This window comes from Trujillonella humicola (assembly GCF_046233715.1).
Lineage (GTDB): Bacteria > Actinomycetota > Actinomycetes > Mycobacteriales > Geodermatophilaceae > Trujillonella > Trujillonella humicola.
This window is the reverse complement of the sequence record NZ_JBJNRJ010000058.1, coordinates 20,142-33,034: the sequence shown is the minus strand read 5'-3', so window position 1 is coordinate 33,034 and position 12,893 is coordinate 20,142. Positions and strand designations below refer to the sequence as shown.

14 protein-coding genes are annotated in these 12,893 nt (G+C 74.8%); 9 read left to right on the top strand and 5 right to left on the bottom strand.

What is annotated here, in order from left to right:
• Window positions 1-77: 77 nt before the first annotated feature.
• Window positions 78-497 carry a RidA family protein gene (locus tag ACK586_RS21440; RefSeq protein ID WP_409332542.1) on the bottom strand — a complete coding sequence of 140 codons (420 nt, stop codon included), beginning with the start codon at window positions 495-497 and terminating at the stop codon, window positions 78-80.
• A 160-nt stretch (window positions 498-657) separates the two neighbouring features.
• Here ACK586_RS21440 and ACK586_RS21435 point away from each other — a divergent pair, with 160 nt between their 5' ends.
• From ACK586_RS21435 to ACK586_RS21415, 5 genes are all read left to right on the top strand, one after another.
• A complete protein-coding gene (locus ACK586_RS21435; protein ID WP_409332541.1) occupies window positions 658-1,152 on the top strand; it encodes a cupin domain-containing protein in 495 nt (164 codons plus the stop codon).
• Window positions 1,149-2,075: an acyl-CoA thioesterase gene (locus ACK586_RS21430; RefSeq protein WP_409332540.1), complete on the top strand. Its 927-nt coding sequence runs from the start codon at window positions 1,149-1,151 to the stop codon at window positions 2,073-2,075. The genes ACK586_RS21435 and ACK586_RS21430 overlap by 4 nt, the downstream gene beginning before the upstream one ends.
• Window positions 2,076-2,305: 230 nt before the next feature.
• Entirely contained in the window at window positions 2,306-3,763 is a 1,458-nt protein-coding gene (locus ACK586_RS21425) for an AMP-binding protein (RefSeq protein WP_409332539.1), read from the top strand.
• 9 nt (window positions 3,764-3,772) lie between these two features.
• Window positions 3,773-6,151 carry a bifunctional salicylyl-CoA 5-hydroxylase/oxidoreductase gene (locus tag ACK586_RS21420; protein WP_409332538.1) on the top strand — a complete coding sequence of 793 codons (2,379 nt, stop codon included), beginning with the start codon at window positions 3,773-3,775 and terminating at the stop codon, window positions 6,149-6,151.
• A complete protein-coding gene (locus ACK586_RS21415) occupies window positions 6,148-6,570 on the top strand; it encodes an acyl-CoA thioesterase (RefSeq protein WP_409332537.1) in 423 nt (140 codons plus the stop codon). The genes ACK586_RS21420 and ACK586_RS21415 overlap by 4 nt, the downstream gene beginning before the upstream one ends.
• Here ACK586_RS21415 and ACK586_RS21410 read toward each other — a convergent pair.
• Entirely contained in the window at window positions 6,560-7,441 is an 882-nt protein-coding gene (locus ACK586_RS21410) for a PaaX family transcriptional regulator (RefSeq protein ID WP_409332536.1), read from the bottom strand. The two genes, ACK586_RS21415 and ACK586_RS21410, sit on opposite strands and share 11 nt — an antisense overlap.
• Before the next feature lie 145 nt (window positions 7,442-7,586).
• Here ACK586_RS21410 and ACK586_RS21405 point away from each other — a divergent pair, with 145 nt between their 5' ends.
• Window positions 7,587-8,402 carry an alpha/beta hydrolase gene (locus ACK586_RS21405; RefSeq protein WP_409332535.1) on the top strand — a complete coding sequence of 272 codons (816 nt, stop codon included), beginning with the start codon at window positions 7,587-7,589 and terminating at the stop codon, window positions 8,400-8,402.
• Window positions 8,399-8,860, top strand: a complete 462-nt coding sequence (arr, locus tag ACK586_RS21400; RefSeq protein ID WP_409332534.1) for an NAD(+)--rifampin ADP-ribosyltransferase — start codon at window positions 8,399-8,401, stop codon at window positions 8,858-8,860. Before ACK586_RS21405 ends, arr begins: the two co-directional genes overlap by 4 nt.
• Before the next feature lie 32 nt (window positions 8,861-8,892).
• Here arr and ACK586_RS21395 read toward each other — a convergent pair whose 3' ends face one another.
• Together ACK586_RS21395 and ACK586_RS21390 are read right to left on the bottom strand one after the other, a co-directional pair.
• Window positions 8,893-9,483 carry a PadR family transcriptional regulator gene (locus tag ACK586_RS21395; protein ID WP_409332533.1) on the bottom strand — a complete coding sequence of 197 codons (591 nt, stop codon included), beginning with the start codon at window positions 9,481-9,483 and terminating at the stop codon, window positions 8,893-8,895.
• A gap of 85 nt (window positions 9,484-9,568) precedes the next feature.
• A complete protein-coding gene (locus ACK586_RS21390; protein WP_409332532.1) occupies window positions 9,569-10,420 on the bottom strand; it encodes a LysR family transcriptional regulator in 852 nt (283 codons plus the stop codon).
• Between the two features lie 52 nt (window positions 10,421-10,472).
• Here ACK586_RS21390 and ACK586_RS21385 point away from each other — a divergent pair, with 52 nt between their 5' ends.
• Entirely contained in the window at window positions 10,473-11,408 is a 936-nt protein-coding gene (locus tag ACK586_RS21385) for an EamA family transporter (RefSeq protein WP_409332531.1), read from the top strand.
• Window positions 11,409-11,414: 6 nt separating this feature from the next.
• Here ACK586_RS21385 and ACK586_RS21380 read toward each other — a convergent pair whose 3' ends face one another.
• The gene (locus tag ACK586_RS21380) at window positions 11,415-12,011 is read right to left on the bottom strand and encodes a hypothetical protein (RefSeq protein WP_409332530.1); all 597 of its coding nucleotides are present in this window, start codon (window positions 12,009-12,011) and stop codon (window positions 11,415-11,417) included.
• Window positions 12,012-12,300: 289 nt separating this feature from the next.
• On the opposite strand from ACK586_RS21380, the gene ACK586_RS21375 reads away from it, so the two are divergent.
• A complete protein-coding gene (locus ACK586_RS21375) occupies window positions 12,301-12,885 on the top strand; it encodes an AAA family ATPase (RefSeq protein WP_409332529.1) in 585 nt (194 codons plus the stop codon).
• The last annotated feature ends 8 nt before the right edge of the window (window positions 12,886-12,893 follow it).

Below are 12,893 nucleotides of genomic sequence, written 5' to 3'. Positions count from 1 at the left end.
TCGGCACGGGCGGCCGGTGGCCGCCCGTGCCGAGCGGCCGGCCCGGATCGGAGCGTCCCCCGGTCCGCGGCGGTGCGTCAGGCCGCCGGCGGCCGCAGGCGGTCGTCGGGGATGACGGCCACGCCGAGGATCTCGATGAGGGCCTCGGGCTGCCACAGGGCGGTGCAGCCGATCCCGGCCATGGCGGGGTAGACCGGGCCGGCGAGCTCGCGCCAGACGCGGCCGATCTCGCGGCCGTGCGCCTGGTAGTCGGGGATGTCGGTCAGGTAGATCGTCACCGTCACGAGGTCCTCCGGCTGCCCGCCCGCCTCGCGCAGCGTGGTGAGCAGGTTGCCGAACGCCTGGCGGAACTGCTCGACGATGCCGCCCTCGACGATCTCCATGTTCTCGTCCAGAGCGGTCTGGCCGCCGAGGTGGAGCGTGTTGCCGGCGAGGGTGCCGTGCGAGTAGCCGCTGGGGCGGGGCAGGGCGGCCGGGTTCACCGGGATGGGGGGCATTCCGTCTCCCTCTGGGGTCGGGGGCCGGTCCGCAGGCCTGCCGGACGGCGTATTGACATCTCGTGACGGCGGTGAAGAATAAGCTATACACCCGTCCGGGCGACAGCCCGCGGAGCCGGGAGCGCCGCCCGGGAACGGCCCGCGACCAGTAGGAGCCGAGATGCAGCCCACCGACAAGGACCTCCTCCGCCTGCCGCCGGAGGGTGACAACTCCATGTACGCGAACGAGAGCGGTCTGGTGGTCCCGTACGTCACCCGCGGCGGGCTGGAGTCGCTGAACACCGGCCAGTCGGACGGCGCCTCCCGCGTCGCCGGCGTGAGCCCGGAGCACACCCCCGCGACGCGGATCTGGTTCGGGAAGGTCAGCAACGAGCCCGGTTACCGCTCCGTGCCCCACCACCACGGTGTCGCCGAGACCGGCGGCTACGTGCTGTCGGGCCGCGCGCGGATCTACTTCGGCGCGAAGTACGAGGACTACATCGACATGGAGGAGGGGGACTGGGTCTTCGTCCCGCCCTACATGCCCCACGTCGAGTGCAACCTGGACCGCAACCGGCCGCTCACGTGGATGACCACCCGGACGCCGGACAACATCGTGGTGAACCTGGCCGACGTCGCCGACGCCGCGCTGAAGAACTGGGCCGACCGCCCGTGACCGGGTCCGGGCAAGCACCCACCTCCGCGATCTTCACCGCCGCCGTCACGCTCGACGAGCGAACGCCGGAGCACTACGACGTCGCCTACGCCGCGACGACCCAGCCGTGCCCGTGGCCCAAGGCCTACGGCGGAGACCTGGTGGCCGCGGCGGCGGCCGCGGCGATGCGGACGGTGCCCGACGCGGGGGACGGCGCCAAGTCCCTGCACTCCATGCACTCGTACTTCATGCGCCCGGCCGACATCGGCGCCGAGGTGGTCTACGAGGTGGAGGTCCTCCGCGACGGCCGCGGGTACGGCACCCGGCACGTCCGCGGCTACCAGAACGGCAAGCCGGTCTACGTCGCGCTGGCCTCCTTCGCCGCGGGGGAGGACGGCGGTGACTTCTCCGTCGCGCCGCCCGAGGTGCCGGGGCCGGAGGCCCTCCCGAGCTCCGCGGAGTACCTGGCGGACCGCTCGGGCGGCTCCATGACCGAGGTCTCCAAGGCCTACTGGATGGGCGGGCGCAGCTTCGACATGCGCCACGTCCCCGGTCCGGTCTACCTGACCGTGGAGGGGGAGCGGGCGCCGCACCAGGCGATCTGGGTCCGCCCGTTCGACCCGCTGCGCGAGGTGCCCGGGCTCTCCCGCGCGCAGCGCGACCTCGCCGCGCTGTCCTACGTCTGCGACTACACGATCCTCGAACCGGTGCTCCGGGTGCTGGACCTGCCCTGGGCGCGCGAGGACCTGGTCACCGCCAGCCTCGACCACGCGATGTGGTTCCACGAGGTGCCCGCCGAGGGGGTCGTGGACGACTGGCTCCTCTACGCGCAGGACGCCGGGCACGCCGGCTCCGGGCGCGGCCTGGGCCACGGCCGCTTCTTCACCCGCGACGGCCGGCTGCTGGCCACGGTGCTGCAGGAAGGCATGACCCGGCTCGTCTGACGCGCCGCTCTCCTCGCCCCCGAGAGGATCCCCGATGGAGCTCAGCCCCTCCGCCCACGTCGACACCTTCGCCCGGGACCACCTGCCGCCGCTGGAGCACTGGCCGCGCCTGGAGTTCCCGACGCCCGAGCTGCAGTTCCCCGAGGCTCAACGCCGCCGCCGAGCTCCTCGACGCCCCGATCGCGGACCACGGTCCGGACCGTCCGGCCATCCGGACCGACACCGGGGAGGTGTGGTCCTACGGCCAGCTCCGCACCCGCGCCCGGCAGGTCGCGCAGGTGTTGGTCGAGGACCTCGGCCTGGTGCCCGGCACCCGGGTGCTGCTGCGCTCGCCGAACAACCCGTGGACCGTCGCCTCCTGGCTGGGGGTGCTCCTGGCCGGCGGCGTCGTCGTCACCACCATGTGCGCGTTGCGCGCCCGGGAGCTTGGCCCCGTCGTGGCGAAGGTCCGGCCGGCGATCGCGCTGGTCGACCACCGGTACCTCGACGAGGTGGAGGAGCTGCGCGCCACGGACGCCGGGCTCGCCGTCGTGCCCTTCGGCGGGGAGGACGACGGCGACCTCGTCGTCCGGTGCGCCGCCAAGGCGGGGGAGTTCGTCCCGGTCGACACCGCCGCCGACGACGTCGCCCTGTTCGGCCCGACGTCGGGCAGCACCGGCGTCCCGAAGATCACCACGCACTTCCACCGCGACCTGCTCGCCATCGACGCCACCTTCGGCCGGCAGGTGCTGCGGCTGCGGCCCGACGACCTGGTCGCCTGCACCGCCCCGCTGGGCTTCACCTTCGGCCTGGGGATGCTCGTCGTCTTCCCGTTCCGCGCCGGGGCCTGCGCCTACCTGGTGGAGTCCGCACCGCCCGCGCGACTCGCCGACCTGGTGCGCGAGCACGGCGTCACGGTGCTGGCCACCGCGCCGACCGGCTACCGGCAGATCCTCAGGTCCGGGGCCGTGGGTCAGCTGCGCGGCCTGCGCGCGGCGGTCAGCGCGGGGGAGCACATCCCGCTCGCCGTCTGGGAGGAGTACGAGCGGGAGCTGGGCCTGCGGATCGTCGACGGCATCGGCGCCACGGAGATGCTCCACATCTTCGTCTCCGCGGCCGGTGACGACATCCGTCCCGGCTCGACCGGCCGGCCGGTCCCCGGCTACCGGGCCACGGTCCTCGGACCGGACGGCGAGGAGCTGCCGCCCGGTGTCGAGGGCCGGCTCGCCGTCATCGGCCCGACCGGCTGCCGCTATCTGGACGACGAGCGGCAGCGCAGCTACGTCGTCGACGGCTGGAACGTCACCGGCGACACCTTCAGCCGGGACGAGGACGGCTACTTCCACTACCACGCGCGGACCGACGACATGATCATCTCGTCCGGCTACAACATCGGCGCTCCCGAGGTGGAGGCGGCGATCGACACCCACCCCGACGTGGTGGAGTCCGGCGTGGTGGGCGCGCCCGATCCCGACCGGGGGTCGGTCGTGTGCGCGTTCGTGGTGCTGCGCGACGGCGTGGCCGGGGACGCGGCCACGGCCCGGGCGATCCAGGACCACGTCAAGCGGCTGCTCGCGCCGTACAAGTACCCGCGCGACGTCCGCTTCTGCTCGTCCCTGCCACGCAACACCAGCGGCAAGCTGCAGCACTACGTGCTGCGCCGCATCGTCGAGGACGAGGGGGCGGCCCGGCTCGCCCCCTCGTCGTGAGGGGGAACCGTGAGGATCGCGATCGCCGGCGGCGGACCGGGTGGGCTGTACTTCGCGGCGCTGATGAAGCAGCTGGACCCGCGGCACGAGGTCACCGTCTGGGAGCGCAACGCCCCCGACGACACGTTCGGCTTCGGCGTCGTGTTCTCCGACGAGACCCTGGGCGCGATCGAGGGCGCCGACATGGTCATCCACGAGCAGATGGCGCGCCGCTTCGCCCGGTGGACCGACATCGACGTCGAGTTCAACGGCACCGCCTTCACCGTCGGGGGTCAGGGCTTCGCCGCGATGGGCCGCAAGGACCTGCTCCACCTCATGCAGCAGCGGGTGGCCGACCTCGGAATCACGGTCCACTACCGCACCGAGGCCCCCGACGTGGAGGAACTGCGCGCCGCGCACGACCTCGTCGTGGCCGCCGACGGCCTGAACTCCCGGATCCGCAGCGCCTACGCCGACGTCTTCCGGCCCACGCTGGACCGTCGGCAGAACAAGTACATCTGGCTGGGGACCGACCTGGTGTTCGAGGCCTTCCAGTTCTTCGTCAAGCAGACGGAGTGGGGGACCGTGCAGATCCACGGCTACCCCTACTCCGACGGCGGCTCGACGTTCATCGTCGAGATGCACCGCGACGTCTGGCGCCGGGCCGGCTTCGACGCCACGGAGCACGAGACCTTCCCGCCCGGTGTCTCCGACGAGTACGCCGTCGCGCGGATCGCCGAGATCTTCGCCGACGAGCTGGCCGGCCACGCGGTGCTGACGAACAACTCCAAGTGGCTGGACTTCGTGACCGTCCGCAACGAGTGCTGGCACCACGGCAACGTCGTCCTGCTCGGCGACGCCGCGCACACCGCCCACTTCTCCATCGGCTCGGGGACCAAGCTGGCGATGGAGGACGCGCTGGCCCTGGCCGCCTGCCTGCACGAGCACGCCACGGTCGACGCCGCGCTGCAGGCCTACCAGCTCGAGCGCAAGCCGGTCGTCGAGTCGACCCAGCGGGCGGCGCAGGCCTCCCTCGAGTGGTTCGAGAGCATCGGCATGTACAGCACGCAGGACCCCGCCCAGTTCTGCTTCAACCTGCTGACCCGGTCGCGGCGGATCACCTTCGAGAACCTCAAGGACCGCGACGCCGACTTCGCCGCCCGCATCGAGGCGGACTACGCGGCGGCGACCGGCTCGCACGAGGTCGCGCCGGCGATGTTCCAGCCGGTGGACATCGGGCCGCTGCGGCTGCGCAACCGGGTCGTCCTGTCGCCGATGGACATGTACAGCGCCGTGGACGGCGTGCCGAACGACTTCCACCTCGTCCACCTGGGCTCCAAGGCCCTCGGTGGTGCGGGGCTGGTGATGACCGAGATGGTCTGCGTCTCGCCCGAGGGCCGGATCACCCCCGGCTGCACGGGGCTCTGGACCGACGAGCAGCGCGACGCCTACCGCCGGATCACCGACTTCGTGCACGAGCGGAGCGCGTCGAAGATCGGGCTCCAGCTCGGGCACTCCGGCCGCAAGGGGTCGACGAAGCTGATGTGGGAGGGGATGGACGAGCCCCTGGCGGAGGACAACTGGGAGGTCATCGGCCCCTCGGAGCTGGCCTACGGCGAGGGTTGCCACATGCCCCGCGGCGCCACCCGCACCGACCTGGACAAGGTGGTGGCGGACTTCGTCGCCGCCGCCGAGCGGGGGGTCGCCGCCGGGTTCGACCTCGTGGAGATCCACGCCGCGCACGGCTACCTGCTGTCCTCGTTCCTCTCGCCGGTCTCGAACCGGAGGACCGACGAGTACGGCGGCCCGCTGGAGAACCGGCTGCGCTTCCCGCTCGAGGTCTTCGACGCCGTGCGCGCCGTCGTCCCCGACTCGATCCCGGTGACCGTCCGCATCTCGGCCAGCGACTGGCTGCCCGACGGCAACACCGAGCACGACGCGGTCGAGATCGCCCGAGCCTTCGTCGAGCACGGCGCGGCCGCCATCGACGTCTCGTCGGGGCAGATCGCCAAGGACGAGAAGCCGGCCTTCGGGCGGTCGTACCAGACGCCCTTCGCCGACCGGATCCGCCAGGTGGTGGCCGCGCCCGCGGGGGCGAGGGTCATCGCGGTCGGCGCGATCTCCAGCCACGACGACGTCAACTCGATCCTGCTGGCCGGCCGTGCGGACCTCTGCGCACTCGGGCGGACACACCTCTACGACCCGCAGTGGACGCTGCACGCCGCCGCCGAGCAGGACTACACCGGCGAGGGCGCGGTGTGGCCGGACCCGTTCGTGGCCGGCCGGCGCAAGCCGCCGACCTCGCGCACCGACAAGGTCCCGCCCCGGCTGGCGCTGCTGCGCCACGAGGACGCCGGGCCGGTGCACCTGCGCTGGCGGCCGGAGCGCACCCGGACCCCCGTCGCGTGAGCGCCCAGGAGGAGACCCCGCGCGTCTCGGCCACCTACCGGACGCGGATCGGGTGGTCGGACACCGATGCCAGCGGGCACTACCACAACAGCACGATCATCCGGCTCGTCGAGGCGGCCGAGGCGCTGCTGGTGCGGGAGCGGGGGATCACCGGCTGGTTCGGGGTCATCCCGCGGGTGCGCACCGAGATCGACTACGAGGGCCGGCTCTGGTTCGACCAGCCCGTGGTGTGCGAACTGGTCGTCGAGCGGATGGGGCGGACGTCGATGACGTTCAGCTTCGAGGTGTGGGGCGAGGACCTCGCCGACCACCGGGGCGGGCGGGCTGCCTCCGGCAGCCTCGTCGTCGCCCACGCGCCCGACCTCTCCGGGCGGGCGCAGCCCTGGCCCCCCGCCTGGCGCACGGCGCTCACGGGCTGAGGCGGAGCGGCGCCGGGCCGGTGTCGTCGTCCCCGTGGATGACCGCCATGGCGTGCTTGTCCGCCAGCGGTCCCAGGACCTGGTTCAGCTCGTCGAACAGCGCGCCCGCCGACTCCCCGGCCCATTCCGGCGGGAGCACCGGCAGCGGCAGCCCGGGGTCGCGGTAGGGCAGGCGGCGCCAGTGGGTGAGCATCGGCAGGTAGGTGGCGAAGGCCTCCCGCGGGTCGGTGCTCGACGCGACCCGGTCCAGGACCGGCCGGTAGCGGTCGAGGAACTCGGCGTAGAGCCCGGTCAACTCGTCGAGCGGCCACCACTCGCGCACCTTGGTGCGCGGGTCGCCGAAGGCGAGGTACTCGCCGCGGAACATGTCGACGTAGCCGGTCAGGTGCCGGCGCTCGAGGGTGTGCCGCGTCTCGGACTCGAGGTTGCCCGGCGCCACCCACACCCCCGGTGCGGCCGTGCCGAAGCCCAGCCGGGTGAGGCCGGTGCGCAGGGCGTGCCGCTTCTCCCGCTCGGACTCCGGCACGGAGAACACCACCACGAGCCAGCCGTCCTCGACCCGGGCGCGGCGGCGCTCGAAGATCCGGACGTCACCCTCGGCCAGGACCTCCAGGGTCTCGCCGGCCAGGGTGTACCCGGCCGCTCCCCGGTTGCGCTCGCCCAGGACGACGCCGCGGCGCTTCAGCCGGGAGATCGACGACCGGACCGCCTGCGGGTCGGCGCCGACCTCGGCCATGAGGGAGATCAGCGAGGCCACGGACAGCCAGTTGCCCTCGGGCCGCGCGTACAGGGCCAGCAGCGTCGTGATCAGGGGCGCGAGGCGAGCGTCGCGGCTCTTCGCGCCCGGGGCCGCACCCGACACCGCGGTCATGGCACGAGGCTAGCGAAGGAACGACCGGGCTCCCCGCCGCGCACGGGTGGGCGACCCCACCGGGTCGTGCCGACCTGAGGCGGACCGTGACCACCTCGGCCAGGATGGGGGCCGGCCGCGGGTGCGGCCGCACGAGGAGGTGCACGTGACCACGTCCCGCGACTGGACGCTCGACGGATCGGCGGGGCAGCTCGCCGCCCGCACGTGGGAGGGGGACGGCGACGCGCGGTTCGTCGCCCTGCTGTCGCACGGTTACGGCGAGCACATCGGCCGGTACGGGCACGTGGCCGACGCGCTCGTCGCGCACGGCGCGGTGGTGTACGCCGTCGACCACAGGGGCCACGGCCGCAGCGAGGGCGAGCGGGTGCTGTTCACCGACGTCGAGGCCGTGGTCGACGACCTGCACGCCGTGGACGAGCGGGCCAGGCAGGAGCACCCGGGTCTGCCCGTCGTCCTCGTCGGGCACTCGATGGGCGGGTTGATCGCGGCGCGCTACGCGCAGCGCCACGGCGACACGCTGGCCGCGCTGGTGCTGTCCGGACCGGTCGTCGGCGAGTTCGCCACCGTCGAGGTGCTGCTCGGCCTCCCGGAGATCCCCGACGTCCCGCTGGACAGCTCGACGCTGTCCCGCGACCCGGCGGTGGGGAAGGCCTACGAGGCCGACCCGCTGGTCTGGCACGGGCCGTTCAAGCGGCCGATGCTCGAGGCCTGGCAGCGGGCGCTCGCGGCGATCGACGCCGGACCCGACCTCGGGGACCTGCCGCTGCTGTGGGTGCACGGCGAGGACGACCGGCTGGTGCCGGTGGACGGGAGCCGCTCCGGCATCGTCCACCTGGGCGGCGGCCGGCACGAGGAGCGGATCTACCCCGGCGCGCAGCACGAGGTCTTCAACGAGACCAACGCCGAGGAGGTCCTGGCCGACGTGACCGCTTTCCTCGACCGGGTGCTGGCGCGGCGGTGAGCGGGGACGGCGGCGCGCGCGTCCCCGTCACCGTCGACTCCTGCGGCTCCGTCGAGGGGCCCTTCCTCCACGGGACGCGGGCCGCGCTCACGATCGGTGACGAGCTGGTCCCCGGCCGGGGATCGAACTTCCAGGCCGGCCGCGTCTCGAACCACGTCTACTTCACGACCCTGGTCGAGACCGCCGCCTGGGGCGCGCAGCTGGCCGCGGCGCTGGCCGGGGACGCGGACCGGGGCCGGGTCTACGTCGTCGAGCCCACGGGCCCGTTCGAGGACGACCCGAACGTGACCGACAAGCGGTTCCCCGGCAACCCCACCCGGTCCTACCGCTCCCGGTTCCCGCTGCGGGTCGTCGGCGAGCTGGCGGACTGGCAGGGGCACGACCCGGAGACCGTGCGGGGGATGCTCGACAGCCTGGCGCGGCTGCGCGCCCAGGGGCTCGACGTCATCGAGGACTGAGCGGGCCGGTCAGCCGTGCCGCCGGCCGGCGCTCACCCGGCACCCCCGTCGGCCGGGGCCTGCGGGCCGTCGGCCAGCAGCAGGTACAGCGACCGGCGTGCCTCGGCCAGGATCGTCGCCGCCTCGGCGCGCTGCGCCTCGCTGCCGGTGCGGGCGACCTCCTTGACCGCGCCGTGCAGCCCCGTCACCAGGCCGCGCAGGTCGGGCCCGGCGCCCGCGGCCTGGTCGCCGGCGAAGGGGTCCGCCGCCGTGCGGCGCACCTCCTCGACGTGCGCCCGGCCGGCCTCGGTGAGGGTCACCAGCTTGCGGCCGGCATCGGCGGTGACCGTGACCAGCCCCTCGTCCTCGAGCTGGCTGATGGTCGGGTAGATGGCGCCGGGGCTCGGCGTCCAGCGGCCGCCGCTGCGCTCGCCGATCGCCTGCATCAGCTGGTAGCCGTGCATGGGCCGGTCGGCCAGCAGGAGCAGGACCGCGGTGCGGACGTCACCGCGCGGGCGACGGCCCCGCCCGCCGTGGTGCGGGCCGCCGCGGAACGGAGGGCCTTCGCCGAACGGGGGCCGGCCGGGGCGGGGGTGGTGGAAGTGCGGGCCGGGATGCCCGGCGCGTCCTCGGATGGAGTGCATGGGAGTCCTCCCTGTTGTATCGGATGACAGTAACGATACATCGTTACTGTCATCCGTCAATGGCGGGCGCGTCCCGGAGTGGTGCTCATCCGGCGTACCGCTCGCGGACCAGGGCGAGGAAGGGCTCGAGTGCCGGCGGAGGAGCGGCCGCCCACCACGCCAGGCGCACCTCCACCGGCGGGGCGTCGCGGACCGGGCGGTAGACCACGCCGGGGCGGCGGTGCTGCGCCGCGGTGGCCTCGGTGGTGATGCCGACGGCGTCGCCGGCGGCGATCGCGGTGAGCCAGTCGTCCACGCCGCGGACCGTGCGGGTGGCCGGGCCGGCCGCCGGTGCCCACAGCTGCTCGGTCGTCGTCCCGGTGAGACCGTCGACGGCCACGGTGCGCTCGGCGAGCTCGGCCAGCCGGACGCTGCGGCGGCGGGCGAACGGGTCGTCGGCCGCCAGGGCGGCCGAGCGCCGCTCGGTGCCGAGCACGGCGGTGTCCAGCCGCGGGTCGCGGACGGCGCGGCGGAGGACGGCGACGTCGGCCGTCCCCTCGGTCAGCCCGGCCGTGGGGGTGTTCGACTGGACGAAGACGAGCGAGGAGCCGGGGTGCGCGGCCGCCCAGGCGCGCTGCACGGGGGTGGTGTGCCGCCCCAGCGCCGCCCACGGGTAGCCGACCCGCAGCTCGGTGCGGGCCTCGCGGGCCGCCCGGCGCAGCGCCTCGACCTCGGTGAGGACCCGGCGGGCGTGGGCGATGACCCGGGTGCCGGCCGGGGTGAGCGCGGTCCGCCGCGTGGTGCGGTGCAGCACGCGGACGCCCAGCCCGCGCTCCAGGGACGCGACCGTGCGCGAGACCGAGGCCTGGGTGGTGTGCAGGGCGGCGGCCGCCGCGGTGAAGGTGCCGGCGTCGACGACCGCCAGCAGGACGCGCAGCTGCCGCACCTCCGGTTCCATACGCCGACCGTATCGCCGGGGACGGGATCGGCATTTCCCCTCCGGTCGGCGCGTGCCCAGACTCGGCCGGGTGTTCCGCGACGCGACCCGGGGACGGCGGCTGCGCGGCCTCGCGACGATGGCCGGCAGCGCGCTGAGCAACCAGGTCGGCGCGGCGGTCGGCGCGCACGCCTTCGACGCCGTCGGCCCGCCCGGGGTGGTGGCGGTGCGGCAGTGGGTCGCCGCGGCGGTGCTGCTCCCGCTGGCCCGGCCGCCGGTGCGCCGGCTGAGGTGGTCGCAGTGGTGGCCGGTGCTGCTGCTGGCGCTGGTCTTCGCGACGATGAACCTGTCGCTGTACACGGCGATCGACCGGGTGGGGCTCGGCCTCGCGGTGACCCTGGAGTTCCTCGGCCCGCTCGGGGTCGCGCTGGCCGGCTCCCGCACCCGGCGCGACCTGCTCATCGCGCTGGTCGCCGCCGCCGGCGTGTACGTGCTCGTGCTGCCGGGACCGGCCAGCGACGTCGCCGGTCTGGTGATCGGCGCCGTCGCGGGCTGCTGCTGGGCGGCCTACATCCTGCTCAACCGGCTCGCCGGAGCGCGGCTGCCGGGGCTGCAGGCGCCGGCGGTCGCCTCGGCGCTGTGCGCGGTCGGGTACCTGCCGGTGCTCGTCGTCCTGGCCGCGCAGGACCGGCTGACCGGTGCTCCGCTGCTGGCGGCGGTGGCAGCGGGGGTGCTCTCCTCCGCGGTGCCGTACGCGGCCGATCTCGTCGCCCTGCGGTACGTGCCCGCGCGCGCCTTCGGGGTGGCGATGAGCGCCCACCCGGTGCTGGCCGCGCTGGTCGGGATGGTGCTGCTCGGCCAGTTCCTGCCCGTGCACGTGTGGGTCGGCATCGCCGTCGTCGTGCTGGCCAACGCCGCGGCCGTGGTCGGGACGGCGTCCGCGGGCCGGGCCGGATGCAGGAGTGGCGCCACCCCCGGGGAGGTGGCGCCGCTGGGGGCCGGGCGGTGACGGCGGTCAGTCGCCGTCGCTGTCGCCGCTCGGACCGCCGTGGCCGTGACCGTCGCGGGGGCCGCCGGCGCCGCCGGGGCCGTCGCTGCTGGTGACCCGCTCGGTGATCCGCTCCTCCAGGTCGGCCAGCCGCTCGTCGGCCTCCTCGCGGGTCAGGTGGCCGTCGGTGACGGCCTGCTCGATCCGCTCGGTGGCCTCGGCGACGAGCGCGTCGACCAGCGTCCGGACGTCGACGCCCTGCGCCTCGGCGACGGTCGCGAGCGAGGCGTCGTCGGCCCGGAGCGCCTCCCGCAGCTCTGCCTCGGTCATGCCGAGGGTCTCCGCCGCGGTCGACAGGCCCGGGCGGACGGAGCCCGGACCGCCGTGCCCGCCGTGGTGGCCGCCGAAGCCCGCATCGGTCAGGGCCGTGGCCACCTCGTCGGCCTGCTCCTGGGTGAGGGAGCCGTCCTCGACCAGGTCGGCGAGGGCGTCGCGGATGCGGTCCTCCGCTGCGGTCCCGGTCTCCGTGGCGGGGCCGCCGTCGGCCAGTGCGGGTACGGCGACGCCGAGGCCGGCCAGGGCCAGTGCCCCGGCGGCTCCGGCGACGATCAGTCTTCTGCGCACGATGTCCTCCTGTCGGCCGGTGCGTCCGGCCCTCCACCCGGGAGGTTCGGGGGCGTTCCTGTGCGCTCCCTGGAACCGGCCCGGGACGGGGCTGTGCATCTCGGCGCCGACCGGGGGTGGGTCGCTGCGCGCCCGCGCGCGCCGCCGCCCACGCCACGTGCGGTGGTCATCGGCAGGTGGCGGGGTCGCCCGCGGTCGCGGAATCCGCTCACAGCTCACGTCCAGGTGGCTCCTGGCCGGGTCGCGAGGTCTGCGTGGACCGTCGAGTGCACGGGCGGGAGGAGCCGGCATGACCGACGGGACGACGCCGGGTGCGGTCGGGCTGCTGCCACCGCGCGCGCCGCGGACCGGGGGAGTGCTGGTGGTCGTGGGCGGGCTGCCCGGGAGCGGCAAGACGACCCTGCTGCGCCGCTGGCTCGCCGACGCGCGCCGGGACCACGCCGGCCCGCACGTCGTCGGACTCGACTCCGAGGACGTCGCGGCGTGGCTGCGGCGGGCGGGGGCGCGGGTGCCCTACCGGCTGGTGCGGCCGGCGGTGCACCTCGTCCACCGCCGGCGGGTGCTCCGCACGGTGGCCGGTCAGGTGCCCGTCGTCGTCCTCACCGACCCGTGGACGAGCCCGCGCTGGCGCACCGCCGTCCTCGGGGCCGCCCGCGATGCCGGCCGCACCATCCGGGTGGTGCTCCTCGACGTCCCGGCCGAGCAGGCCCAGGTCGGCCAGACCGCGCGAGGCCGCTCCCTGTCGCGCCGCGCGATGGAGCGGCACGCGACCCGCTGGCCGGGGCTCCTCGAGGCGGCCGGCGAGGGCGCGCTGCGGGTCGACCGAGCTGACGCCGACCGGCTCCGGCTGGCCGGGGTCCTCGCCGGGAGCTGACCCTCGAG